At 51.8% G+C, this 25,175-nt stretch carries 18 protein-coding genes and 1 pseudogene; 6 read left to right on the top strand and 13 right to left on the bottom strand.

Going from position 1 to position 25,175, the window contains the following annotated elements:
- The first annotated feature begins 23 nt into the window (after positions 1-23).
- Genes ACFMKP_RS23170 through ACFMKP_RS23160 form a run of 3 tightly spaced genes read left to right on the top strand, consistent with a single transcriptional unit; the run spans position 24 to position 1,094 of the window.
- Positions 24-539: a hypothetical protein gene (locus tag ACFMKP_RS23170; protein WP_382295766.1), complete on the top strand. Its 516-nt coding sequence runs from the start codon at positions 24-26 to the stop codon at positions 537-539.
- Positions 467-904, top strand: a complete 438-nt coding sequence (locus tag ACFMKP_RS23165; protein ID WP_382295763.1) for a hypothetical protein — start codon at positions 467-469, stop codon at positions 902-904. Before ACFMKP_RS23170 ends, ACFMKP_RS23165 begins: the two co-directional genes overlap by 73 nt.
- Positions 897-1,094, top strand: a complete 198-nt coding sequence (locus ACFMKP_RS23160) for a hypothetical protein (protein ID WP_382295760.1) — start codon at positions 897-899, stop codon at positions 1,092-1,094. The genes ACFMKP_RS23165 and ACFMKP_RS23160 overlap by 8 nt, the downstream gene beginning before the upstream one ends.
- A 5-nt stretch (positions 1,095-1,099) precedes the next feature.
- Here the strand turns inward: ACFMKP_RS23160 and ACFMKP_RS23155 are convergent, their stop codons facing one another.
- Both ACFMKP_RS23155 and ACFMKP_RS23150 read right to left on the bottom strand, forming a co-directional pair.
- A complete protein-coding gene (locus ACFMKP_RS23155; RefSeq protein ID WP_382295757.1) occupies positions 1,100-2,506 on the bottom strand; it encodes a cobyrinate a,c-diamide synthase in 1,407 nt (468 codons plus the stop codon).
- A 72-nt stretch (positions 2,507-2,578) separates the two neighbouring features.
- On the bottom strand, positions 2,579-3,976 hold the full coding sequence (locus tag ACFMKP_RS23150; protein ID WP_382295754.1) for an MFS transporter: 1,398 nt from the start codon (positions 3,974-3,976) through the stop codon (positions 2,579-2,581).
- 503 nt (positions 3,977-4,479) lie between these two features.
- Here ACFMKP_RS23150 and ACFMKP_RS23145 point away from each other — a divergent pair.
- The gene (locus ACFMKP_RS23145; RefSeq protein WP_382295752.1) at positions 4,480-5,736 is read left to right on the top strand and encodes an ATP-binding protein; all 1,257 of its coding nucleotides are present in this window, start codon (positions 4,480-4,482) and stop codon (positions 5,734-5,736) included.
- Positions 5,737-5,965: 229 nt separating this feature from the next.
- Here ACFMKP_RS23145 and ACFMKP_RS23140 read toward each other — a convergent pair whose 3' ends face one another.
- Positions 5,966-7,420 (bottom strand): MDR family MFS transporter, encoded by a 1,455-nt coding sequence (locus ACFMKP_RS23140; protein ID WP_382295749.1) that lies wholly within the window; start codon positions 7,418-7,420, stop codon positions 5,966-5,968.
- A gap of 137 nt (positions 7,421-7,557) precedes the next feature.
- Here ACFMKP_RS23140 and ACFMKP_RS23135 point away from each other — a divergent pair, with 137 nt between their 5' ends.
- Complete coding sequence (locus ACFMKP_RS23135) at positions 7,558-7,944, top strand: nuclear transport factor 2 family protein (RefSeq protein WP_382295746.1); 387 nt, start codon at positions 7,558-7,560, stop codon at positions 7,942-7,944.
- Between the two features lie 69 nt (positions 7,945-8,013).
- Here the strand turns inward: ACFMKP_RS23135 and ACFMKP_RS23130 are convergent, their stop codons facing one another.
- Entirely contained in the window at positions 8,014-8,496 is a 483-nt protein-coding gene (locus ACFMKP_RS23130; RefSeq protein ID WP_382295743.1) for a GNAT family N-acetyltransferase, read from the bottom strand.
- A 223-nt stretch (positions 8,497-8,719) separates the two neighbouring features.
- A pseudogene (locus ACFMKP_RS23125) lies at positions 8,720-11,261 on the bottom strand (phosphoenolpyruvate synthase).
- Between the two features lie 232 nt (positions 11,262-11,493).
- Here ACFMKP_RS23125 and ACFMKP_RS23120 point away from each other — a divergent pair.
- Positions 11,494-12,003: a DNA-deoxyinosine glycosylase gene (locus tag ACFMKP_RS23120; RefSeq protein WP_382295741.1), complete on the top strand. Its 510-nt coding sequence runs from the start codon at positions 11,494-11,496 to the stop codon at positions 12,001-12,003.
- 101 nt (positions 12,004-12,104) lie between these two features.
- On the opposite strand, the gene ACFMKP_RS23115 is transcribed toward ACFMKP_RS23120, so the two are convergent.
- The 8 genes from ACFMKP_RS23115 to ACFMKP_RS23080 form a co-directional block, all read right to left on the bottom strand.
- The gene (locus ACFMKP_RS23115; protein ID WP_382295738.1) at positions 12,105-13,184 is read right to left on the bottom strand and encodes a lamin tail domain-containing protein; all 1,080 of its coding nucleotides are present in this window, start codon (positions 13,182-13,184) and stop codon (positions 12,105-12,107) included.
- Positions 13,185-13,290: 106 nt separating this feature from the next.
- Positions 13,291-13,998 carry an RraA family protein gene (locus ACFMKP_RS23110; RefSeq protein ID WP_382295736.1) on the bottom strand — a complete coding sequence of 236 codons (708 nt, stop codon included), beginning with the start codon at positions 13,996-13,998 and terminating at the stop codon, positions 13,291-13,293.
- A gap of 158 nt (positions 13,999-14,156) precedes the next feature.
- Positions 14,157-14,435, bottom strand: coding sequence for a hypothetical protein (locus ACFMKP_RS23105; RefSeq protein WP_382295733.1), 279 nt, complete (start codon positions 14,433-14,435; stop codon positions 14,157-14,159).
- Positions 14,436-14,835: 400 nt separating this feature from the next.
- Positions 14,836-15,687 carry a TylF/MycF family methyltransferase gene (locus ACFMKP_RS23100; RefSeq protein ID WP_382295730.1) on the bottom strand — a complete coding sequence of 284 codons (852 nt, stop codon included), beginning with the start codon at positions 15,685-15,687 and terminating at the stop codon, positions 14,836-14,838.
- A gap of 21 nt (positions 15,688-15,708) precedes the next feature.
- Entirely contained in the window at positions 15,709-16,920 is a 1,212-nt protein-coding gene (locus tag ACFMKP_RS23095; RefSeq protein ID WP_382295727.1) for a glycosyltransferase, read from the bottom strand.
- Between the two features lie 69 nt (positions 16,921-16,989).
- The gene (locus tag ACFMKP_RS23090; protein ID WP_382295725.1) at positions 16,990-17,760 is read right to left on the bottom strand and encodes a thioesterase II family protein; all 771 of its coding nucleotides are present in this window, start codon (positions 17,758-17,760) and stop codon (positions 16,990-16,992) included.
- A complete protein-coding gene (locus ACFMKP_RS23085; protein WP_382295722.1) occupies positions 17,738-21,652 on the bottom strand; it encodes a type I polyketide synthase in 3,915 nt (1,304 codons plus the stop codon). The genes ACFMKP_RS23090 and ACFMKP_RS23085 overlap by 23 nt, the downstream gene beginning before the upstream one ends.
- A gap of 19 nt (positions 21,653-21,671) precedes the next feature.
- On the bottom strand, positions 21,672-25,055 hold the full coding sequence (locus tag ACFMKP_RS23080; protein WP_382295720.1) for an amino acid adenylation domain-containing protein: 3,384 nt from the start codon (positions 25,053-25,055) through the stop codon (positions 21,672-21,674).
- Between the last annotated feature and the right edge of the window lie 120 nt (positions 25,056-25,175).

The following is a 25,175-nucleotide window of genomic DNA, read 5'->3' as shown; positions in this document are numbered from 1 at the left end:
CATCAAACCAATGGAGGTATGTGATGGATGGACTGAATAAACCACATTCACGCCGCAGGTTTCTCGCCAGTAGCTGCTTGGCAGCTGTTGCCGCAAGTAGCTTGTTGGGTAATCAAGCCCAAGCTGCGGCGGCCTCAAGTGCTAGCCCAACCATGCTTGAGCAAATGGTGTTGCCACCAAGCTCCAACATTAGCATTCGTTGTCTGCGTGCGCTGACCCTGCTCACGATGAGCGCTAAACTGGCAGATCAGGCATTTAGCGCCGAAGTCTATGCCATTGGCATCAAAGATTTTACAACCAATTTGCAAGCCTTGGTTGGTCGGGGCACAAGCGACCTTATGAGCTATCGGCCAAATCCTGACGAGAGCCTGCGAGCACGGCCACGGTGGTGTCCCAAGCGGCGTTTGCGGCTCTATGCTGGCAAATTCCAAGCCATGAGCCAATTCCTGAGGCTGGCGGCTTGCTCTTGGATCTGCTGCGTAGCCTCGACAGTTATAACATCGCTTTTTATTCCGATCAGCTTGAATTTTCCGAACTAAGCCAACAGTTGGCCTTGGCTGAATTGCAAACCCAAGCCCAACGCCTCGTTGATGGCCAAAGCATGGCTGGATTATACCCAGGCGATAATATTTGCCCGTGGTGGCCAATTCCAAGCCCAAATTGGTGGGTCGATTTGGCCGAGAATGGCTTGGCCGTGCCACCGATTCCTATTCCACCATGCGATGTACGCGAGCTTGCAATGAATCCGCAACGCGGCTTGCTGCAACTGGCGGTTGCCGAGCGTCATAGCGATAGCGAGCGTGGAGCCTTTCGGCTTGATACGTTGCGCCCATTCATTCATGATCAAGCCAACCAACTTGCTGCCTATGCTGGCACGCTGGCGGCTGGCGGAAGATATGGTTGATCTCCCGCCACCGTTGCCTTATTTTGAAACCGATAATCTGCTTGACGAGCTTGATGGCTTGGTCGATCGCCCACCACCGCAGCCCTATCGCTTGCAACTTGCCGACCAACCAGGCCATGCATATCGTTGGCGTGGCTTGTCATATTCGCAATCAGCAGCTGGCGGGGCGTTTACAGGCTGCCGCACTTAATCAAATCAACGATCTAGCCTACCAGATCTAAATTGTGATTCCTCAAGCCAAGCATGGCAGGTTTCAACGAAGCGCTGGGCCATGCTTGGGTTGGCGAGCCAATGCAGATGAATATAACTTGCCAGCAAATTGCCCGCCTGATAGCCCTCGTGGTGCTGGGCTTTGCCATCAGGCGCAATCACGCGATAGGCGGCCTTGCTTGGCTCGGGATTTTCCCAACGCGAATAATGAAATTCATGGCCGCGCACGTGGTTATTTGCACTAAACAAGGTATTATCGTGGCAGCTGCTGACGTTGCGATAGCCCAAACTAACTCGTTGTTGCATGCTGCTTGCGCCTGGCAATAAGCCAACCATCGGCCAGCATTCGCCTGCGTGGTCAACAATCGCTTCGGTCAAATACATTAACCCACCACACTCTGCATAAATTGGCATGTTGCTTGCATGAGCTTGACGTAATGCATCAAGCATCGCCTGATTTGTGCTCAACTCGGCAGCATACAGCTCAGGATAGCCACCGCTCAAAATAATTCCTGCACAACCAGCAGGCAATTGTTGATCGGTAATCGGGCTAAATAAGGCCACTTCGGCTCCCGCCGCTTGCAAACATTCGTGCAGCTCAGGGTAGATAAAACTAAACGCTGCATCATAGGCCACTGCAATCACTGGCCGCTGTGAATATTCAATTGTGGGCGTTGCTAATGGTTCAAGCTCGATTGCTGGCGCAGTGTGAGCCAATGCAAGCAAGCGATCAAGCTGGCAGGTGCTGCTTAATGTTGTCGCAACTGATTCAAGTGTTACCAAAATAGTCTGCTTAGCAGAATCAGCAGTAACGAGGCCAAGATGACGTTCAGGTAGCTTGAATTGGGCTTGACGCGGCAAATAGCCCAAGCATGGAATTCCAGTGTGTTGCTCAATCGCGCTGGCGCATAAATCGGCGTGGCGCGCGCTGCCAACTTTGTTCAACAACACCGCACCTATCTGCACCTGGGGATCGAAGTGCTGAAAGCCAGCGACTAAGGCTGCCGCACTGCGGGCCATGCCACCAGCATCAACCACTAAAACCACAGGTGCTTGCAACAAACGGGCAATATGCGCGGTGCTGCCTGTATCATCCAAGGCTCCATAGCCGTCGAACAGGCCCATCACGCCTTCAATAACCGCGAGATCGGCGTTGGCTGCGATGTGGCAAAAGTGGCGTTGCAATTGCTCAGCGCTGAATAACCACGCATCTAAATTGCGGCATTGGCGTTGAGCAACGAGGCTATGATGGCCTGGATCAATATAATCGGGGCCGCATTTGAAGGGCTGAATGCTTAAGCCACGCTGGCGCAGCGCCCCAATCAAGCCAGCAGTTAACAAAGTTTTGCCGCTGCCACTATGGGCGGCAGCAATAATCACACGCGCAGTCACACGCTGCTCCTATCCACAAAAAAACCAAGCATCAGCCAATGATGCTTGGTTGAACCAATGAATCGAATGGCTTTAGCTATGGGTTGCGGCTGCTTCCTCAGGCAATTGATTGCCAGCATCGTGAATCGCCTTGGTGGTGTTGGTCAAAAAGAGAATCACAATCCCACCAACAAACAAGACAATTAACGAGAGAATCGCTTGGCGATACGAGCCTGTTTCAGCCACCACCCGTGCAAAAATAAACGGCCCAATCCACGATGTGCCCCGCTCGGAGATTTCGTAAATGCCATAGAAGCCAGCTTCGCGGCCATGCGGAATCATACGCGAGAACAAAGCGCGCGAGAGTGATTGCGATCCACCAAGCACCAAGGCGATGGCAGCACCCATAAACCAAGCTTGCAGCACACTATCAAGCAAGGCATAGGCATAGACAATCACGCCTGTCCAAATAAACAGCGAGATCAAAATCGCCGTTTTGGTGCCGACTTTACGTGAAATACGCTCAAAGCCCAACGCGCCGCCAAAAGCTACAAACTGAATCATCAGCACCAAGCCAAGCAAGAACGATTGTGAATCATCCTCTGGTAAGCCTTTGGCTTTGAAGAGTTCGTTGGACAGAAACACCGCTGACATGCCGATGACCGTTTGAATGCCATCGTTGTAGAGCAAATAGGCAATTAAGAAGCGCAAGGTTTGGGGCAAGCGCTTAAGTTCGCGAAAGGTCGTCCAGAGTTCGCGCATACTGACGGTCAGATAATGCTGGCCTTCTGGCACTTTGCGGCTGGCAGCGCGGTTTTTGAGCCGCTTGATGCCAAAGTAGCCAAAAATACCCCACCACAAACCAGCAGACGCTAAGGATATGCGCACCGCCATAGCGGTTGTCAGGCCAATTTTCTCAGCAAATGTTACCAACGCAAGGTTGATGGCCAACAGCACCCCTCCGCCAATATAGCCAAAGGCAAAGCCTTGACTCGAAACCTTATCGCGCATGTCCTCGGTGGTAATTTCGTTGAGAAAGGCATTGTAGAAGACGATTGAAGCACCGAAACTTAAATTGGCCACCACAAAGGCCAGCGCCGCGAAAAGATAGGTTGCGGGCGTGGCAATAAACAATACCGTTGTGGCCGCAGCGCCCAACAGACAAAAGAACATCAATAATTGTTTTTTGATATTGGTGTAGTCGGCCAATGCGCCCAACAAGGGCAAAAAGAGAAATTGGAGCAACACCGATAACGAAACTGCATCGGGGTAGAGCGATTCGGCAGTGATTTTGTAGAAACCCAAACTGAGCACCGTGCCCTCATCGCCAACCGCCTCTTTGGCCAAAGCCGCTAAAAATGGCCCAAATAAGGCAGCAATCACAGTTGTGGTGAAACCTGAGTTTGCCCAGTCGTAAAGCCGCCAACCTGCGATCTCCCGTCGATCATTAACTGGATGTTCTGAAGCTGTGCTAGGAACTAAATCGGCCACTGGTGGTCTCCTTGTGCCATGCAAGAGGAATGAATGGGTGTTCCGTGGGTGTGCGCCTTAGTATAGCCGATTGTGGCATTTTTCGGATACACCGAAGGGTACAGCCCGAGGATGATGCTTTGCTAAAGCACAGGTTAAACATTAACCTGATAGTGCAGCTGCCATTGCTGGGGCTGGTTGCAATAAGTGTGATATTGGATAAAGCCGATATTGCCTGCTAAAAGCCTAGCTTAATCATATTTTTTCGTGTATTGATGGGCACAATTGTAGCGCACACTCCCTGCTTAGAGTAATGGAAGCGCTACCAACATTTAATCTTGGCCGTTCTGGGACACAATTGCATTGTATACTAGCGAGCGATAGGCAAAAAACCAATTAAAATCAGCATTATTGATCGACGCTGAAGCCAAATTAATCATATTGATGAGCTTGGATTATTCACACATCAGCAGCGTTGCTTGTTGATGGTGGTTTGAGCAATGGTGCTAGAAAGTGAGTTTGCTATGAATCAGCATGATCGTGATCGCGCTGCTGAACAGGAGGTGTTAGAGCGTTTAGCAACGCTGAGTACAATGCAATTTGATGATGTTGATCGGGCAATCCAAACCTATCTGGCAGTTGCATGTGAGGTGGCTGGCACCAAAACTGCGCTAATTGGCGATCTTAATCAGACCCATCAATATATTCGGGCAATTTACCCAGCCTCGACGGGAAATCTGGCTGCTGGCAGTATTTTGGCGCGTGAAGATACCTTTTGTCAGTATATTGATGTGACGGCTCAGCCACTGGTTGTGGGCGATACAACAACCGATCAGCGGGTGCAACCCCTGCTTTCGCGGCTTGAAACCCCAATTCGCGCCTACTTGGGCGTGCCGATTCCTGCCTCGACCGCAGCGCTGACCCCAACTTTGTGTACCTTTGATCCACATGCCCATCGCTTTACGCCAGTTCATGTGGCAGCGCTTAAGTTATTAGCTCATCAGATTGCACGCTGGATGCCGGAGTTGCGCGCTCCCGCCACCGATGAACCGCCCGTTGCCTTGGCCAATATGAGCGTGGCAGAACTGAATCAGATTGTCGCTCATGATATTCGTAATCCGCTGCATTTTTTGCAAGGCACGCTCGAATTATTGCAAAGCGAGCCTGCGCTGATTCCTGATCCTACATTGGGCAGTTTGTTGCCTCAAGCCTATGGCTCGGTGCTGCACATTCAACGGCTGGTGCGCGATTTGGTTGATGCCACGACATTAATGACCGGATCGCTCTCATTTGTGCGTCATACAATTGAACTTGGTTCATTAATTGAGGAGATTGTAGCGGTCGCCAAAACTACGCTCAACCCCCACTGTAGCTTAGCAGTTGCAATTGAGCCAGATTTGCCAACCCTGATTAGCGATCGCGATCGGGTTTGGCAGGTATTGCACAATTTGATCAGCAATGCTGTGCGCTACACCGAAACAGGCACAATTACGGTGCGGGCGCGAGCCAACAATCAGCAAACCATCCGCATTGAAATTGAAGATACTGGGCCTGGCATTCATCCTGTTGATATTGAGCGAATTTGGGAGCGTCATTCACGGGCCAGCAGCGTTGCCCATGGTTGGGGCTTGGGTTTGGCGATTGTGCGTTCGCTCGTGTTGGCCTTGGGCGGCCAAGTTGGGGTCGAAAGCACGGTTGGCGAGGGCAGCTGCTTTTGGGTGGTGTTGCCAGTGGTTCGCACAGAGCCAGCCTTGGTCGATTATCAGCCGTGGCGTGCGTAGCAATGACATGGGTATAGCGAATTGGGCTGTGTCCCCTTACCCCATCTTTCAAGGGTAGGTTTAAAAAAAAGCGTGGTGGTTAAGTATTCCCTCACCCCCCAGCCCCCTCTCCCACGAAAACGCGGGCGAGGGGGAGCACCCGTTTTTACCAAGGATTTTTGCACCAACCACGGTGTTAAAGCCCCTCGCCCGCCTGACGGGCGAGGGGTTGGGCTGAGGGGATCATACTTTAGTGCATAAATGTTGCTTCACCGGTTGTTTCGCCTGTGCGGCGCAGAAAGAGCGCCAAGAGCAAGCCAACCACGGCCAAGCCTGCCGCGACCGCAAAGGCCTGTTGGATGCCCGTGTTTAACGCTGCTATAGGATCAGCTGAGATCGTTTTTACATGGCGGGCCTGCCCAGCACTCATAATCGTGATCAACAAGGCGGTGCCAATTGCTCCGGCAACTTGCTGCAGCGTGTTGGAGATTGCGGTGCCATGCGAGTGCAAGGCTTGGGGCAATTGATTAAGCCCCGTCGTGAGCACTGGCGTGAACAAGCAGGCAAGCCCCAAGCTGAAGATGATGTGTAAGCCTAAGAGCCAAATGACTGATGTGCTTGGATTGAGCGATGTCCATTGCCAAAGCGCGAGCACAACCAGCAGCATGCCGCCAATAACCAGCACACGTGGGCCAGAACGATCGAAAATCCGCCCAACAAATAGTCCACTCAAGCCCATCAAGGCCCCACCAGGCAGCAAAAATAGCCCAGTTTGCAGCGTATTGAAATGGCGAATTTCTTGGAAATAGAAGGGCAACAAAATCGCCGAGGCAAAGAGCGTCACCATCACAACCATCATCATCACAACGCTCAGGGTAAACATTGGAAAGCGAAAGACCCGCAGATCAAGCAATGGGCTAGCCAAGCGGGTTTGTCGCCAAGCAAAGAGCGCAATGCCAAGCACGCCAATTCCAATCAAACCCAATACCAGCGGATCGCTGATGCTGCTGCCTGGTTCGCCTGCGCGGCTAAAGCCATAGACTAGCCCGCCAAAGCCAACAGCAGCAATCACGATTGAGGCAATATCAAGGCTAGCTGGCTGGAGCTTGCCAACATTAACCAAGCGCAAATAGCCATAGGCCAGCACGCCAAGCGCAATCGGAACGACGAAAATAAACATAAAGCGCCATGAAAGGGCTTGCATAATCAGGCCTGAGATGGCTGGGCCGATTGCTGGCGCGACCGAAATTACCATGCTGGCGGTGCTCATCATGGCTCCCCGCCGCTCCATTGGCACAAGCACCAAAATCACGGTCATCAGCAAAGGCAACATAAGCGCTGTGCCCGATGCCTGAAAAATTCGCCCAACTAAGAGCACTTCAAAGCCTTGGGCGGCAGCAGCGGTTATCGTGCCAAAGCTAAATAAACTCATCGCCGTCAGAAAGAGTGTTCTGGTGCTAAAGCGCTGAATCAAAAAGCCCGTGGTGGGAATCAACACCGCCATCACCAAAAGATAGGCCGTGGTTAGCCATTGCACGGTACTGGCCTCAACTTGGAATTCGGTTTGTAAGCGTGGTAGGGCCACACCCATAATAGTTTCATTGAGAATCACCACAAAGGTAGCGATTAATAAGGTCAAAATAATGCCTTTTTCGCTGGTAGCGTTGCTTGAGGCATGTGAGTTCGGGGTAGTCTCTACGCGCATAACATTCCTTTAAATATTCGACCTCAACCAAGAAGCTGGTTGGTACAATTGTTAGCTATCCAGCGCAGCCATTTACGCTTCAATTGACATGCTTGCTACAATCAGCCTGATCAGCGAGCCATAACTGGAGTGATAGCATGAGTGATCAAGTAGAACAAAACAAACAGAACGTCCAAGCATTTTACGATTTAATGTTTAACCAGTGTCAGCCAGCAGCAGCGATCGAGCGCTATGTTGGCGACCAGTATATTCAACATAATCCGGCGGTGGCCGATGGCAAAGCAGCGTTCATTGCCTATTTTGAGCGGATGGCAGCAGAGTATCCTGGCAAACATGTTACGTTCAAACGAGTGATTGCCGAAGGATCGTATGTGGTGCTCCACTGCTACCAAACATGGCCCGGCGATCGCGATTGGGCCGGCATCGATATTTTTCGCCTCGATGAGGCTGGCAAGATTGTTGAACATTGGGATGTGCTCCAGCCAATTCCTGCTGATTCGGCCAATGACAACACGATGTTCTAGAGTTTAGCGCCAGCGTTGCAGTGCGCCATGAAAACAATGATGCATGGTTAACTCCTGTTACAGAACAGCTTACAAGGCTTGAAAGTAGCGGGCAATTGGCATGATCTGAAAGCCTTGTTTGGCGTAGGTTTGGCGCGCAGGCTCATGGCCAGGGTCGCCACCAGTTTCAACCATGGCTACCCTCATGCCAGCATTGCGAAAGTGTTCGAGCGCAAACTTAGTCAGCGCTGCGCCAACTCCCCGTTGCTGGTAGCTTGGCTCAACTGCGAGCATCACAATTTCGCCCATGCTACTTGCTTGATGCAGGGTTGTAGCCACAAAGCCAGCTAGCTGCTGATCAAGCAAGGCAACCCAAACTTGGTTGCTTTCGGCGGCACAAACATCTGCAACCGCTTTGCGCTGGTTTTGTTGCCAGTCGGGATAAAAATGGCCGAATACCGCTGCATCCATTGCTGCTGCCAGCGAAGCAAACACTGGTGCCCAAGCCCGAATCGAAAGCTCGCCAACCGCCGCGCGATCCTCAGCGGTATAGCGCCAAATCGTGACCGCCATAGAACCTCCATAAAGAGAGCCGTAGACCACATTCTACGGCTCCGTTGATCCTACCACGGCTGGTCGCTTCAACCCTCCATCGCGAGACTGAACATTGCGAATAAATGAGTTGTGAAATTGAGATTATAATCTGCGTAACAAACAAAGATCTTATTATTAGCAATATGCTTAAATGTTGCACATACTTTTACAACTAAGCATGCGTAACCTAATTGACATTCGGCTAGAGCATTTCGATCGTGCCTGTGCTGCCATTGAGCCGAATTCGTTGGCCATCGTGGATGCGCTTGGTTGCATCAGCAACGCCAACGACTGCTGGCAAGCCATATTCGCGGGCGATCACCGCGCCATGGGTCATCAACCCTCCAACCTCGGTTACAAGGCCGTGAATTGCCACAAACAATGGAGTCCAGCTGGGGTCGGTAAAGCGAGTGACCAAAATATCGCCTGCTTCAAGCGTTGCCGCTTCCATTTGCAACATAACCCGTGCCCGACCTTCGATGATGCCCGCCGACACTGGCAAGCCCACCAGCGCTCCAGCTGGCACGTCGCTACGTTGATAGCTGCCATTCAACAGCTCGCCATCAGAGGTCAGCACGCGCGGCGGCGTGAGTTTTTGAAACTGCGCATGCTCAGCTTTACGCTGCTCAATCAGCTGCTCATCAAGCTGTTGGCTACGCAGAACTTCGTGCAATTCAGCAAAGGTGAGATAGGCTATATCGCTTTGGTCGCGCAAGATATTGGCTTGCACCAAAACCTCGGCTGCCTGCAATAATGCCTGTTTATAGACAAAATAGCGACTAACAATGTGATATTTGGGATACTCACGATAGCCAATAAAGCTGCGAATCAGATCGATGACACGTTTGGTGGCCGCGGCTTTGGCCACTCCATCGGGCAATTGCTGCAAGCGCTCCAAGAGTTCATGCTCTTTGGTTAGGGCTATTTGGCGGCCATGAGCAAATTTTTGTTGGCTGGCTCCAGGGGCAAAGCTTTTAATATTATGCAGAATTAATGGCAGTAAGGTTGCTGGATTTTCGCTCCAACGAGTGCGCGTAATATCAATTTCGCCAGCGCAGCGCATGCCATATTTGGCCAGATAGGTCTCGATTGCCTGCCGCGCTAGGCTGCCACCAGCAAATTGCTCCAATGTAGCCAAAAAATTCGGTTCGTTAGTTTGGGCTAAATAATCAATGACTGCGGGATAGGGGCGAATTGCATCGGCCACATCCAACAATGCTAAGCCCATTGCCGACGTGATATTGTGATCGACCGATTGCGAAATGCTATCAGTAGCGTTTTTCTCGCCCAACCACTCGTCCATGCGCTCGTTGAGCCAGTTCGAAGCATTGATCGCGCTCATAATCACCCCAAAGCTTTGGGGGTTTGCAAGGCTTTGCTTGAGCTGTTGGATATCGTGCAGAATGGAGTCGCAGAGTTCAGCGCCAGATTTTGTCGCAATCGTTTGTTTTAAAGTGGCCAAATCGCGCTCGCTTTGGGCGATCAACGCAGGAACAATCGTTGGATCGTTTTCAACTGTGGGCTGAAAGTCAAGCGAATCGGCGCTTGGAGGCTTGAATTTATCCAGCATTGAGTCTGCTGGCTGAGGGGGTGCTGCTGGAATAATATCGCCGCGCTCGATCAACGTGGTCAAGGCAGAGCGAATCAGCGGATCGGATTTACCCAAAACATCGACTATGATTGCACGGCGAGCTGGCACAGCCAGATCATCAATTATATCGACAAATAAGCGTCCTCCAGCATGGACCATTGGGCGGCCAGCAGTTAATTGCCAAATCGCCAAGCCCAAGGGTTTCATCGCATCGGTCATCATTTGTTGGTGACCAACCGAAATATAGATGTGATGTTTGTTATCATTGGCTGCTGGAATTGGGTACAGCGTGGTGATTGGGCGGCTCTGAACGATATAAAATTGCCCGTCGGCTAAGCACCATTCAATATCTTGGGGCTGGCCAAAATGCTGTTCGATGGTTCTGCCGATGGCTTCCAGCCTTGGTTGGATATATGGCAAGTTGCTTGGTTGCGATAGTTGCGCTCACAACCTCGCCATTGCGTAGCCGATAGCTATCTGGATTGACGCGACCAGCAACCAAGGCCTCGCCCAAGCCAAAACTGGCTTCAATTGCCAACAGTTTGCGATTGGCCGTAATCGGATCGACAGTAAACATAACGCCTGAAACGTTGGCAAAAACCATGGTCTGCACAATCACTGCCAAGCTAACGCTGCGCTGATCAAAGCCCTGTTGCAGCCGATAGATCATCGCCCGTTCACTGAACAGCGAGGCCCAGCATGCTTTGATCTGCTGCATGATTGCTGCTTCGCCAACGCTATTCAAATAGCTATCGTGCTGGCCAGCAAACGAGGCGCTTGGCGAATCTTCAGCAGTTGCGCTTGAGCGAATCGCATAGGCCTTGGTTGGGTCAAATTGGGCCAGCAGCTGGCTGATTGCTGCATGAATATCGTCCGGCATGGGGCTTGATTCAATCATTTGGCGCAGCGTTGCGCTTAATTCGGCAATCGTTGCCCGATCATCGAAACGCAACAGGGCTGCTTGATCAAGCAATTCGCTGATCGCTGGAGTTAGTTCAAGCATGCGCTGAAAAGTGGCGGTCGAAACACAAAAGCCAGTTGGCACATGAATGCTTGGAATCTGGGCGAGTTTAGCCAAATTAGCAGCTTTGCCGCCCACGAGTGTGCTATTGGTTGGATTAATTTCATGAAATTCAAACACATAGCCATTCATCAATTGCCCCCTTTGTTGGTGTTGGATGGCGCTTGGTTAGCCGAATGTTGAAGATTGTAGCTGAGCGGCGAGCGAAAAAGAATCGGCGTTAGACCGTTTTGTGGCCTAGACAGCCATGCTATACTCAGGCTGAGCAAAGCACGAAAACCAAGCGACCATGTTGGTCGTTTTTTATTTAATTTCAGCTATAAATCTGTTTTTTTATTGACATAATTATTTAGAGGGATTGGAAATGGCAAAGTATGCGCTCCCAGCAATTGTGCAGCCAACCAGCCAGCTTTTGATTCTTGGCACGCTGCCCGGCGACCAATCGCTGGCTGCTCAGTTCTACTATATGCATCCGCGCAATCAATTTTGGCGGATTATGCAGGCATTATTTGAGGCTGAACCTGGCACGACTAGCGCAGAACGAACTGACTTTTTAGCGCGTCATGGGATTGCGCTTTGGGATGTATTGCATGCTGCTGAGCGTGACGGTAGCCTTGATACGGCCATTACTCAACCCATCCCCAATGATTTTGCAACGTTTTTAGGCAACTATCCCACGATTCGCACAATTGGCTTGAATGGGATCAAAGCTCAGCAACTGTTTGAGCGGCTGGTCTGGCCAACGCTGAGTGCTGAATTGCAAGCGCGATTAACGCTGCATGCGCTGCCATCGACCAGCCCCGCCAACACCCAAGCCTTTGCCGCGAAACTCCAAGCATGGGCCGTGATCGTGCAGCATAAGCAGCAAGGTTAGCGGTTGGCAAAATCCCGACGTACAAACAAGACCGAGGCACGCTGAAATTTCAGCGTGCCTCAATGCTATCTGAATCCTGATTGTGGATTTGCGGTCTCGGTTTACTTTTCGCGCACCACCAATGGTAGCCATAGCTTGAATTGGGGAGTCGGCAGCGTTGCACTCGCAGTCGCGGTTGCGGTTTGGCTTGGCGTAAGCGTGATGGTTGGCGTGTTGGTTGCAGTTGCCGTCGCGGTTGCGGTTTGGCTTGGGGTAAGCGTGACGGTTGGCGTGTTGGTCGCAGTTGCCGTCGCGGTTGCGGTTTGGCTTGGGGTAAGCGTGACGGTTGGCGTGTTGGTCGCAGTCAGGGTCGGTGTGATAGTTGGCGTTGCGGTCAGCGTTGGCGTGTTGGTTGCGGTTGCGGTCGCGGTTTGGCTTGGCGTAAGCGTAACAGTTGGTGTGTTGGTCGCGGTCGCAGTCAGAGTTGGGGTTGTGGTCAGGGTCGGGGTTACAGTCGCGGTTGCAGTCACGATTGGTGTGACAGTTGGTGTGCTCAAAACAGTACAAGCAGCAGTCGTGTTTTGGGGATTGCTGCCTGTAACATAGCTAAAATCAGCCTGATTATTATCAGTATCAATCCCATTGCCAGCGCTGCCACCTGGTTTGCGTTCGTAGCTCTGATTGAGATTACTGGTGGTTGGAGCAAGTGACGTGCCCTCTTTGTAGGCTGAACCAGTGCTCATGCCTACCATATCAATGATAACGTTATTTGGATCGAGTAGGGCAAATCCGCCATCATCGGCAACGCCGGTTGTATAGTTAAGGTTGCTGTTAGTAGACCCGCTATAGCCCGATGAATTGACCACAAGGTAGCGACAGCCAGCAAGCAGTACTGTATTGTTGGGAATGGTCGCCCGCGTTGAAACTGTGCCACTATTACTAGAGCCATTGAGTTTCCAGCCGCCAATGCTGACTGGCTCAGCAGAAAGATTATACAGTTCAACAAACTCATCGGCAGCCCCATTTGAGCCACGGGTGCGAAATTCGCTAATAACCAAGGTTGTGCTCAGCCTTGGCTGATTGACCAACGTCGGCTGATTGTTTGTGGCGCGGGCAGTTGTGCGCTGAATGAGCATGGCTCCAAGCATCATGGTACTGATTGTGCCAAGCAGGATCAATCGATAGAACGTCGGTTTGCGCATAGAATCCTTCCTTATCGTGGCTAATACTCCTCGCTGGCTGCATCCCGCGTTCTGAAAAGCAGCTTGCATACCATCCTGCCCGCGCACAATTGGGCTAGTATGCTCATTATTCTTCAATCGCCCCGCCAATTTGGCGCAAATGCTGGCGAAAGGTTAGGCTAGGATCTCGCTCACGTTGGGCGATATAGGCATGAAACTGGACTTGTTCGCGCAATGAGTGGCCTGTTTGGATGGCATGGGCTTGCTGGCGTTCACGCTCTGCGATCTGTTGGGCGGTTGCCAAAACCTCAGCGGCATGCTCAGCAGCCACAAATAATACACCATCTGCATCGGCAAACACCCAATCAGCTTTAGTGACGCGACAACTGCCGATTTGAGCGTTATTCAGGGCTTCTGCTTGCCATGGGTCAAGCCGCTGTGGCCCAGCAGCACACCGCCCAGCGCTAAAAACTGGCATGCCAATTCGTAGCAGATCCTTGGTATCGCGATGTAAGCCCCAAACGATAATTGCTGCCAAACCAGCTGCTTGTGCCTCAAGCACAATCAGATCGCCAATACAGGCTTCATCGGTTCGGCCTGCATTATCAATGACTAAAACATCGCCTGCTTGGGCAGTTTCGAGCACAGCGAGGAAAATATCAACACTGCCATAATGCCGAACAGGCAGTGCTCGGCCAACACAATGGCTATTTGGCAACAAGGCTTGAATTTGTGTTGGCGCAGCGCGCAGCGGTAAGTTGAGGCGAAGACAGGCATCGGCAATTAACGGGGTCGAAAGCGCCGCAAATTGATTGGTATAAGCAATATAATCCATTGCATCCTCCTGCATCGAGGTCTAATCAACGTTGATGGTTGTATGATACAAGCGGGTACAAGTGACATTATTGGCATGCAGGAAGGACAATCTGCTTGGGGCTGGCGCGATGAGTTGATCATCGCGCCAACGAGAGGCTTAATGTTGCTTGCTTATACTTAGTTCATAACCAACGTTGCAATAAAGGCTAGATAGGTGAGACCTGCCAAGGTTCCTAGTAAGTTGGCAAGGGTTACAGCACCAACGCTGCGCAATAGAATAAAGCCTGCAATTAACAGCCACACCAGCGTATGGCCCCAGCGCAAAATCAAATAGCGAATGCTGGTGGTATCGCCTGGCACTTTATCGCTTGGCCAAACATAGACGAAGATTGCTGCAATAACCAGCGCCAACAGCGACCAAACGACTGCCGGAATGCCTAAAAAACGTGTACTCACTTGAACTCCTTCACACACACTACGAGAATTAGCGGTTCCTGGTATAACTGATCCCTCAACATGCTTTCTCCTCCCTTCCGTCCCTCCGATTTAAACGTTCCCTCACCCCCAGCCCCTCTCCCTTCAAGGGTCGGTTGTGAAGATCCCCTCACCCCAACCCCTCTCCCGTGGCGCGGGAGAGGGGCTTTACCATCGTGGTTCTCTCCCAATTCCTTAGTGAACCACGGATGCTCCCCCTCGCCCGCGTTTTCGTGGGAGAGGGGGCTGGGGGGTGAGGGGACATGGTTGCCAACCGAATGAACCAGTACACCTATAGCCTTCGTGATCTTCGCGGTTTCCATCGCTCAATCTCCTAGCCCTCATCCTTCATCCTTCGTTCTTCATCCTTCATCCTTCACCCCTAGCCCTTTTGCCAAAAGACCGAATCTTCGTCAATGGGCTGCATGGTGACGGTTTCGCCAATTGATTCGAGATAATCATGGACGGCGTTGTAGCACTCTTCGAAGGTGGCGTAATCGTCAACAATTACGTAGCCACCTTGGGAAACTTTGGGATACAACGCTTCCAACGCATCGTAGGTTGAATCGTATAAATCGCCATCTAGGCGTAAGAGAGCCAAATTATCGATTGGCGCTTGATGCAGGGTATGGCAAAACCAACCCTTGAGAAACTTAACTTGATCATCAAGCAGGCCATATTGCTCGAAATGTTTGCGCACTTCCTCGTAGGACGTGCCTTTCCACAGCAGGTCGAGAATATCTTGGATTGGCTTGGGCGGTGGGCCATTTTGCTCTTGGGGCAGGCCAGGCGATTCGGTTTCGCCGAGTAGGCCTTCAGCTTCATTTTTGGGAAAGCCTTGGAATGAATCGGCGACCCAAACTGTGCGATCGCTGCAATTGTAGGCCTTGAGAATGCCGCGCATAAAGATCGTGGCTCCGCCGCGCCAAACGCCAGTTTCAATTAAATCGCCAGGAATTTGCTTTTCGAGAATATCGGTAACCACGGTTTGAATATTGTTGAGCCGATGCATACTCAGCATCGTATGCGCTTGACTTGGCCATTCATGGCCATTCAGCCGTTTTTCGCGATCAAAGGTGCTGTAGGGGCCGGTGTAGGGTGCGTTGATGCTAAATGGCTCGTACACAATATTGCGTAATGGCTGATCTTCATAGACCAAGCCCATAATACAGCGCTTCAGCAGGTCGAGATAGAGTTGTGCTTCGACATTCGCCATTGGTTGTTGGTCTCCCATGTAAAAATTGCTCGCTGGATATTAATTCGTTGGCGCTGGCAACGAGCGTTGTTGTGCCAGCTTGGTTAATAGCTCAATCACCCGCTCGGGGCCTGGTAGCTCGCGAATTTCGGCTTGAAAGCGTTGGGCGTTGCTGCGATAGCGGGGACTTTGCAATAGCTCGCGCACACTGGCCCGAATCGATTCAACCGAAAACTCAGGAACCCATTGATCGAAAAATTCTTTGGGTTGGTTGGGCAAGCGCAAAACTTTGCCCAACCCAAGCTCTGCCGCCCGCATTGCGCCCGCTGGCTCTTCGCCTGCCACAGGAATCATCAGCAACGGCATGCCATGGCTAATTGCTGACATAATTGTGGCAAATGGGCAGTGGGTGATGAACAGATCGCAATGCGGAAACAGCAAGGCTTGGGGAATGTATTGCTCGATATACACATTGGCTGGCTGTGGCCCAAATTGGGCTGGATCTTGTTTGGTGCCAACCGTCAAAATCAAATTAATTGGCTCATCGCGCAGCGCCTCAAGAATCATCGGGAAGATCGTTGGCGTATCAAAGACTGAACTCATTGAGGCATACACGGTTGGCCGATCAGGCAATTGCTCAACCCAAGCTGGCAGTTCGCCATCGCTAAACCGCGTAAAGCGCAATGGCCGCAATGATTCCATGGTCGGAATTTCCTTGGGCTGAAACGAGGGTGGCGCGAAAGCTAAATATAATGCTGGATAGAGCATATCCATGGTTGGGTAGGGCGCTAAGCCATAGGTGCTGCGCAAATAGGCTAGTTCCTCGCCAATTAACGATTCAAGTGCATTCGCCGAGAGAAAATAGCTAATGCTAATGGTTGCTTGGGGAATGCCCAAAATTTCGGCGGCAACACAACTGCCAAACTCAAAATCGTTGCGCACAATAATATCTGGTTGCCAGGTTTTGCAGAGGTTAAGCAGGTCGGCAACCATCGCATGCGCGGCAGCATCAGCAAAAATGCTGCCCAAAATTGCCTGCCCTTGCTCAGCAAACGGCAGTTCGAAAATCTCGGGAAAGGTTTGGGCCATTTCTGAGGAAAGCCACGCTAAGCCAGCAGGAAAGCCATCAAACCCCTTGGCGATGATGCTTGGGATCATTTTTGCCGATACTGCAAAGGCCACGTCATGCCCAGCCTCTTGCAAGACTTGGGCAACTGGCAACATCGGGTTTAAGTGGCCAATACCAGGATTCAGGACAAATAAGGCACGCATTGAACAATCTAATCCTTTCGGGCTGTGAGGCGGGCTAGCCGCTGTGAACAATGTTCTTGGGCTAACATGCTAGGCTAGCGATGTGACCGACCTGACCAACGCTTGGATGTGTTGATTGACATGCTTGGTTAGCTCGTGCTGCGATGGGTTATGCAGATAGAAATGATCGCCAGGCATAAGCTCAATCTCGCATGCATTGCTGGTATGACTGCGCCACAATTCAAGCTCAGCAGCAGCAACACTTGGGTCATCGAGGCCACCATAGACCACCATTGGGCAATCTAGCACAATCGTATTGGTGTAGCCGAAGGTTTCGCAGACCGCAAAATCGGCGCGCAAAATTGGGGTCAACAATTCGACTAACTCTGGATGCTGCAAAATGTCTTTGGGTGTGCCATTCAATTGCAGCAAGCGATCCCAAAATTGCTGGTGTGGCAACTGGTGAATCACGCTTTGGCGTGGGATATGCGGCGCTGCATGGCCCGAAACGAACAGCATTTGGGGCCGCAGTTGATGCTCATGTTGCAAGCGCCGACTGAGTTCGTAGCTGACCAACGCACCCATGCTATGGCCAAAAAACACGAACGGCTTTTCCTCAAGCAAGGGTTTAATCACCGGAATCAAATCGTTGAGCAATTGCTCCAAATTGGTATAAGCAGGCTCCATGAAGCGTTTGCCTCGGCCTGGCAATTCAATGGCACACAGCTCGACATCTTGGTCAAGCTGTTTGGCCCATTGATGGGCGCGCTGCGCCGTGCCCCCTGCGTAGTGAAAACAAAAGAGTCGTAGCGCAGCATTTGGTTGCTTGCGCAACCATTCAATCCATAATTGTGATTTCATGTGATCCTTCATGGTGTGATGTTGCTGGTCTTAATGTAGCATCAGCGACGTTATTCAACGCCACCGCCAAGTGGCGCGCCAAAATTGGCAGGGCTGGCTCGCTCAGCAGGGTGTTGTGCGTACCTGGAATGGTCTGGATGTGAATCTCACCAGTCACAAATTTGCCCCAACCCAAATCGGACATCTGATACGCAGCTTGGAGTTGATCGTCGTGTTGGCCAGCCAAATCGGCAGCCCGTAAAATCAACACCTCGTTGGGATAGGTCGCTGGTTGATAGTTCCAAACTGCTTGCGAATGAGTGCGAAAGGTTGCTACAAGGTGGCGCAAACGCACCAACGTGTAGCTATCGGGCAAGCCAAGATGCTGCTTGATAATCTCCAAGATTTGATTCCACATCGCTACATCTGGCTCAGCCTTGGGATCGTCAATGCCCAAAATGCTGGCATCTACGCCCAGCATCGCAATCAACAGCTCCAAATCGGTCAGTTGTTCAGGCGATGTGCCAGTCAAAGTAGCGGGAGTATCGATTAGCGCCAACAGGCCAACAGTTTCGCCTTGGGATACTAAGTGGCTGGCAATTTCAAAGGCAATCGAGCCACCCATCGACCAGCCACCAAGCAGATATGGTCCTTGCGGCTGAACCTTGCGTATATCGCTAAGATAGCGTTGTGCCATCACTTTGACATCGTTCAGTGGCGTTTCGGGATGTTCCAAGCCAAAGGCTTGAATACCATAGAATGGGCGTTGCGTGCCAAGCAATTGGGCCAAGCCTGCATAAACATTGGCCATCCCGCTCATTGGGTGAATGCAGAAGAACGGTGCTGCTTGGCCTTGCGGCTGCAAACGCACCAATGACGATTGCTGATCGGCTTGCGGCGCGGTTTGGGCTTCGATGAGTTGCGCCAATTCGGCAATCGTTGGCGCTTCGAATAGGCTGCGTACCCCTAGATTGGTGTGGACTTTTTCTGCAAGGTGGGTGGCGACTTGCAAGGCCAACAGTGAATCGCCGCCCAATTCAAAGAAATTATCGTGGATGCCAATCATTGGTACACCCAAAACCGCGCCCCACAATGCACTAATGGTTTGTTCAAGGCTGCTGCTTGGCGCAACATACTCGCTTGTGAGCTGGGGCCGCTCGTAGTTATTGCCTGTATCGCTTTGCTCAGCCGGCTCTTGGTTGTTGGCGGCTTGCGTGGTTTCAGGCACATTTGCGGCTTCGGCGGTATTGATAAATTGCTCGACCCAATAGCGTTTGCGTTCAAATGGATAGGTTGGCAGGGCAATGCGGCGCGGTTTGCTTACAACCCGTTGCTGCCAATCGATTGCAACTCCGGCGATCCACAAACGGCCCAGCGCATTCAACAAACATTGGCTATCAGTTTGCTGATCTTGCGGGTGGCGCATCGATTGCACCACAACCCGCTCCGCGCCAAAGCTGGCTTGAGCACGAGTTAAGGTTGTCAAGGTTTGGCCCGGCCCAACTTCAAGAAAGACATGGGCTGGGTTTTGCAAAAGTTGACTCATTCCAGCGCTAAATCGGACAGTTGAGCGCAAATGTTCAACCCAATAAGTTGGATTTGACCATTGCTCATGGCTCATCCAATCGCCTGTCACATTCGAAATATAGGGAATCTTGGCAGGCTGCATGCTGATAGTTTGGGTAAAAGCGGCAAATTCGGCCTCGATTGGCTTGAGCATGCTCGAATGGGCCGCTACGCGAATTGGCAAGCGACGATATTTGATTTCGCTGCTTAGTAGCTGCTGCTCAAGGGCATCAATCGCAGGAATTGGCCCGGCGACGACCGAATGCTCAGGGCTATTGAGCGCAGCCAGCGAAAGTTGGTCGCCAAGCAGTGGCAAGACCTCAGCTTCGGGCAAAGCAAGATTAATCATTGCCCCGTCTTCAATCCGATCCATTAATCGGCCACGGAACTCGACCAAGCTAAGCACTGCTTCCAGCGAGATTGAGCCAGCCAAATGCGCCGCCGTATATTCGCCCAAGCTATGGCCGATTAAGGCGACTGGTTGAATGCCCCATGCCAGCCACAATTGGGCCAAGGCATATTCGGTGATGAAAATTGCCAACAAACTGTAGTGCATGCTGGCAAGTTGTTGTTCATCGACATTCGCATTTGGCGTATAGACCAATTGACGTAAATTGGCGCTGGTTTCGGGTTTGAGCAAACTCAAACAGCGCTCAACTGCTTGACGAAAGTTTGGTTGGGTTTGGTAGAGTTCTTGGCCCATGCTTGGGTGTTGCACGCCGCTGCCGGGGAACATAAACACCACTGCTGGAGTCGTGGCATTGATCTGGCCACTGACCATGCGTTTATCGCGCTGGCGCAAAATTTGGCTCGCCTCGGCGATTGATTGGCAAACCACAACCCGCCGATGATTGAAGGCTTGGCGACCTACTTGCAAGGTATAGGCAACATTGGCCAAGTTGAGCTGGGGATTGGCTTCAAGATGGTCGGCTAGATTTTTGGTTGCCGCGTTGAGAGTCGCACGATTGCGCCCAGAGATCACGAGCATCTGCAAGCTGTCGGTTTGCGCGCTTGGTTCTAGTGCTGGCGCTTGCTCCAACACAACATGGGCGTTCGTGCCGCCAATGCCAAATGAACTCACGCCCGCCCTCCGCACAGGCTGATCTGCTGGCCAATCGCTTAATTTTGTATTGACATAAAATGGCGAGGTTTCCAGCGCCAGCTGGGGATTTGGGTTTTGATAATGCAGGCTGGCAGGAATTTTATTGTGGTGGAGCGCCAGCACGGTTTTGATCAAGCCAGTTACGCCTGCGGCTGTATCGAGATGGCCGTAATTGGATTTAACCGAGCCAAGCATACAGAACTGGGTTTTCGCGGTTTGCTGGCGAAAGGCCTTGGTGAGTGCCGCAACCTCAATTGGGTCGCCAAGAATCGTCGCCGTGCCATGGGCCTCGATATAGGAAATTGTGGCTGGATCAACATCGGCAACTTCTTGGGCAGCGCGAATCACCGCAGCTTGACCATCGATGCTGGGCGCAGTGTAGCCAATTTTGAGTGCCCCGTCGTTATTGACCGCCGAGCCTTTGATCAAGGCATAAATCGTATCACCATCGGCGATTGCATCGTCAAGCCGTTTGAGCACGACAATGCCCGCCCCATTGCTATTGACAGTGCCTTGGGCTTGGGCATCGAAGGGCCGACAGTGGCCATCGGGCGAGAGAATGCTGCCTTCTTGGGCATGATAGCCTTGCTGTTGCGGCACGCTGATCGAAATCCCGCCTGCAAGCGCCATATCACATTGAAAACTCAGCAGGCTTTGGCATGCCAAGTGGGTTGCAACCAACGAGGTCGAACATGCGCTCTGGACGCTAAAGCTCGGTCCACGCAGATTGAGCTTATAACTGACTCTGGTGGGCAAAAAGTCTTTGTCATTGCCCATGATCAATTGGGCCAGATCGGGTATTGTGCCCCGCCCTTGTTGGCTAACGAGGTTGCGCAGCAAGTAGGTATTTAAGCTTGAACCAGCAAACACACCGATCAAGCCTGGATAGGCTGAGGCATTGTAGCCAGCATGCTCTAAAGCTTGCCACGCACATTCCAAGAAAATCCGTTGCTGGGGATCGATCAATTCTGCATCGCGTGGCGAATAGCCGAAAAAGCCTGCATCGAAAAGCTCGATGCCTTCGAGAACCGAACCAGCCTTCACATAGCGTGGATGGGCCAATTGCTCAGGCGTAACGCCTGCGGCCTGCAATTCAGCAGCATCAAAAAACGTAATGCCTTCGGCTCCAGCACAAAGCTGTTGCCAAAAACTATCAACATCGGGCGCTTTGGCCCAGCGCCCAGCTAAGCCCACTACGGCAATATCAAGGCTGCCATCGTTGGCAAAGGTTTCATCATGACTCATCGTCGGTATCCTATCTTTGTTAACGGCGGCGACGTTGGCGTTGCAACGCTTGGCGCTGTTGTTGGGCACGATTATCGTGATCAACAAAGGTTGAGGCTTGGGTCGATTGCTCGCTGCTCAGGTAGGCGGCGAGGGTCTGAATGGTTGGATACTTGAATAAATCCAAGAGCACAAGTTCGCGGCCCAAAAGCTCTTGCAGCCGACTATGCACTTGCACCATTGCCAGCGAGTTCCCGCCAAGATCGAAGAAATTGGCTTGGGTGCTAATTGGCGCTTGTTGCAAAATCTCTTGCCAAAGGCTGGTGATGGTTTGTTCAAGGTTGTTTTGTGGCTCAAGCGTTTGGCCGCTGGCTTGATTGTGGCTCGGCGCTTGTTGGGCTAGGCTGCGATAATCGATCTTGCCATTGGGTGTAAGCGGCATTGTTGGCACGACCACAAAGGCGGCTGGCACGGCAAAGGCTGGCAACTGCTGTTTTGCATAGGCCTGTAAATCGGTAGCCAGATCGTATGGCGCTGGGTTCTGATTGCTGCCAACTGCCTGTTGTCGCGTGCTCGCTGCATCGACGACAGCTGGATTGGCCATAACATAGGCAATCAGCCGTGCCGCGCTGCTGGCTTGATCGTGAAGCAGCACCACGCTTTGCTCAACCGCTGGATGGGCATTCACAATGCTGCTGATCTCGCCAAGTTCAATGCGATGGCCGCGCAATTTAATTTGCTGATCGATCCGTCCGATAAATTCAATTTGGCCATCAGCCCGATAGCGCCCAAGATCGCCAGTGCGATACAAGCGCTGGCCTGGCGTTGCACTAAATTGGTCGGGCACAAAGCGCTCAGCAGTCAGATCAGGGCGGTTGCGATAGCCGCGGGCTACGCCAACCCCGCCAACATAGATTTCGCCAATCACGCCAATTGGCACGATCTGCTGGTGCTGATCGAGCAAATAGATTTGCAGATTGGCCAGCGGGCGGCCAATCGGCGGCGTGGTTGTGAGGTTCGGCTCAAGCTGGGTCAAACTGGCACAAACGGTTATTTCGGTTGGCCCATAGGCATTGATCATGCGGCGATCAACTGCCCAGCGTTGCACAAGCTCGCTGCTTGAAGCTTCGCCAGCAGTAATTAGCGTGGTTAAGCTTGGGGCTTGATCGGCTGGTAAGACCGCCAACAACGATGGCGGCAAGGTTGCCACACTCACGCTGTGCTGACGAATAAAGCCGAGTACGTCGGTGCCTGCGGCCAAACCGCCTGCTGGCATCAGCACCAAACTTGCCCCAGCCAACAAGGCCATGCCAATTTCTGAAATTGCTGCATCGAAACTCAATGAGGCAAATTGCAGCACCCGGCTTTGCGCAGTTACGCCAAAACCAGCAATCTGGGCTGTCACAAGGTTGGTTAGGCCCTGATGGCTGACCATGACCGCTTTCGGCTTGCCAGTCGAACCTGAGGTATAGATCAGATAGGCCAAATTGGCTGGCTGAACCGTGCTTGGTCGATTATCGGTTGGCTCGCTGCCATCACAAATCGTAGCAAGGTCGAGGATGGTTACTCCGCTCTGCTTGAGCGCTGGTACCTTTTCGAGCACATGGCGTTGGCTCAAAACCAGGCCTAGCTTGGAATCGTTGAGCATCCATGTCAAGCGCTCGCTTGGGTAGGCTGGATCGAGCGGTAGATAGGCCGCGCCTGCTTTGAGGATTGCCAACAAGCCTATAACCATCGCAAGCGAGCGATCGCAACAGATGCCAACCAAACTCTCTGGGCCAATGCCTTGAGCTTGCAAGCGATAGGCCAATTGATTCGCTCGTTGATTCAGTTCGTGATAGCTGAGCGCTTGATCTTCGCCAATCATGGCGATTGCGGTTGGCGTTTTGGCGACTTGGGCCTCAAAAAGCTGCTGAAACAGCTGTTGATCGGGGTCGGCTTGGCTGCTGGTATTCCAATCTTTGATGATTTGGGTTTGCTCGGCGGGTGTGAGCATTGCCAATTGCGAGAGCTTGGTTTGGGGTTGCTGGGTGATGCTGCTCAACAGAGTGACATAATGCTGACCCATGCGCTCAATCGTGCTGGCATCAAACAGGTCAACATTATATTCAATCGTGGCGCGCAGGCCATTATCAAATTCAACCAGCGACAGCGTGAGGTCGAATTTTGAAGGGCTAGCCACATCTTCCAAAATATCTAAGCCTGAATGACTACCACCGATGGCAACATTTTGCAGCACAAACAAGACTTGGAACAAAGCCGAACGACTGAGATCGCGGGTTGGTTGCACGGCATCGACCAACATTTCAAACGGCAAATCTTGATGCGCATAGGCTCCAAGTGCCACTTCGCGCACCTGCGCCAGTAATTCGAGAAATGTTGGGTCATTAGCAGGTTTGACCCGCATCACCAAGGTATTGACGAAGAATCCAATTAGATCTTCAAGTTCGCGGCGATTGCGGTTGGCAATTGGCGAACCGACGATAATATCGTTTTGGCCAGTGTAGCGCTGCAACAAAGCGACCCACGCCCCGAGCAGTAGCATAAATAAGGTTGCTTGTTGCTGCTGACTGAGTTGATTGAGCTGATTGTTAAGCTCGCTGCTGATCCAAAAGGTGTGCCGCCCACCTTTGAAGGTTTGGATTGCAGGCCGTGGCCGATCGGTTGGCAAGGCCAGCACCGGTAATTCTCCAGCTAGCTGGGTTTTCCAATAGCTGAGTTGCTGGTCGAGCGTTGCACCTTGCAGCCATTCTCGTTGCCACGCAGCAAAATCTGCATACTGCAAGGCCAATGGTGCGAGCTGTGGTAGTGGCTGCTGGTTTTCCAAGGCGCTAAAAATCGCCTCAAACTCTTGGATAAAGATTTTGGCCGACCATGCATCAAAGGCAATGTGATGGATGGTCAGCAATAAAATGTGCTCAGTCTCGCTAACCCGCAGCAATTTGGCCCGAAATAGCTGATCGTGACGCAAATCAAATGGCTGCTCGGTTTCGGTTTGGATCGCTTGGTGGAGGGCTGCTTCGCGTTCGCTAGCATTTAATTGACTAAAATCACTGAGCGCTATATCGATATGTTCCAACGGCTTAATTGCTTGCTGCGGCATGCCATCGATCATGCTGAAGCTGGCGCGCAATGGCTCATGGCGCTGAACAATCGCGGTGAGAGTTTGGCTTAGGATGCTTGGTAAATTGGCATAGCTCCCGCGAATTTGCATGGGAATTGAAATGTTATACAGCGCTGCATTGGGCTGAAGTTGCTCAATCAACCAGAGCCGTTGTTGGGCAAACGACAACGGATAGCTAGCTTGATCGCGTCGTGGCGGAATTTGCTGGGCTGGTTTATTGCCCTTGGCTTGAACTTTTTGCAACAGTAGGGCGCGTTTGGCTGGCGAAAGTGCCGCTAAACGCTCAGAATAATCATTCACAATCAAACCTCATGGCACACATAAAAACGACTATCAATCCCCTGTGGCCCCTCACCCCCAACCCCTCTCCCGTACACGGGAGAGGGGCTTCTTCGTTCTGTGGTTTTATGCTGAATCGCG

The sequence above is a fragment of the Herpetosiphon sp. NSE202 genome (assembly GCF_042688385.1).
GTDB lineage: Bacteria > Chloroflexota > Chloroflexia > Chloroflexales > Herpetosiphonaceae > Herpetosiphon.
This window is presented reverse-complemented; position numbering and strand designations above follow the sequence as displayed.

Coding starts and splice junctions, on each gene's coding strand:
- ACFMKP_RS23170 (WP_382295766.1), top strand. CDS start 24: ATGGATGGACTGAATAAACCACATTCACGCCGCAGGTTTCTCGCCAGT.
- ACFMKP_RS23160 (WP_382295760.1), top strand. CDS start 897: ATGGTTGATCTCCCGCCACCGTTGCCTTATTTTGAAACCGATAATCTG.
- ACFMKP_RS23145 (WP_382295752.1), top strand. CDS start 4,480: ATGAATCAGCATGATCGTGATCGCGCTGCTGAACAGGAGGTGTTAGAG.
- ACFMKP_RS23140 (WP_382295749.1), bottom strand. CDS start 7,420: ATGCGCGTAGAGACTACCCCGAACTCACATGCCTCAAGCAACGCTACC.
- ACFMKP_RS23135 (WP_382295746.1), top strand. CDS start 7,558: ATGAGTGATCAAGTAGAACAAAACAAACAGAACGTCCAAGCATTTTAC.
- ACFMKP_RS23130 (WP_382295743.1), bottom strand. CDS start 8,496: ATGGCGGTCACGATTTGGCGCTATACCGCTGAGGATCGCGCGGCGGTT.
- ACFMKP_RS23120 (WP_382295741.1), top strand. CDS start 11,494: ATGGCAAAGTATGCGCTCCCAGCAATTGTGCAGCCAACCAGCCAGCTT.
- ACFMKP_RS23115 (WP_382295738.1), bottom strand. CDS start 13,184: ATGCGCAAACCGACGTTCTATCGATTGATCCTGCTTGGCACAATCAGT.
- ACFMKP_RS23110 (WP_382295736.1), bottom strand. CDS start 13,998: ATGGATTATATTGCTTATACCAATCAATTTGCGGCGCTTTCGACCCCG.
- ACFMKP_RS23100 (WP_382295730.1), bottom strand. CDS start 15,687: ATGGGAGACCAACAACCAATGGCGAATGTCGAAGCACAACTCTATCTC.
- ACFMKP_RS23095 (WP_382295727.1), bottom strand. CDS start 16,920: ATGCGTGCCTTATTTGTCCTGAATCCTGGTATTGGCCACTTAAACCCG.
- ACFMKP_RS23090 (WP_382295725.1), bottom strand. CDS start 17,760: ATGAAATCACAATTATGGATTGAATGGTTGCGCAAGCAACCAAATGCT.
- ACFMKP_RS23085 (WP_382295722.1), bottom strand. CDS start 21,652: ATGAGTCATGATGAAACCTTTGCCAACGATGGCAGCCTTGATATTGCC.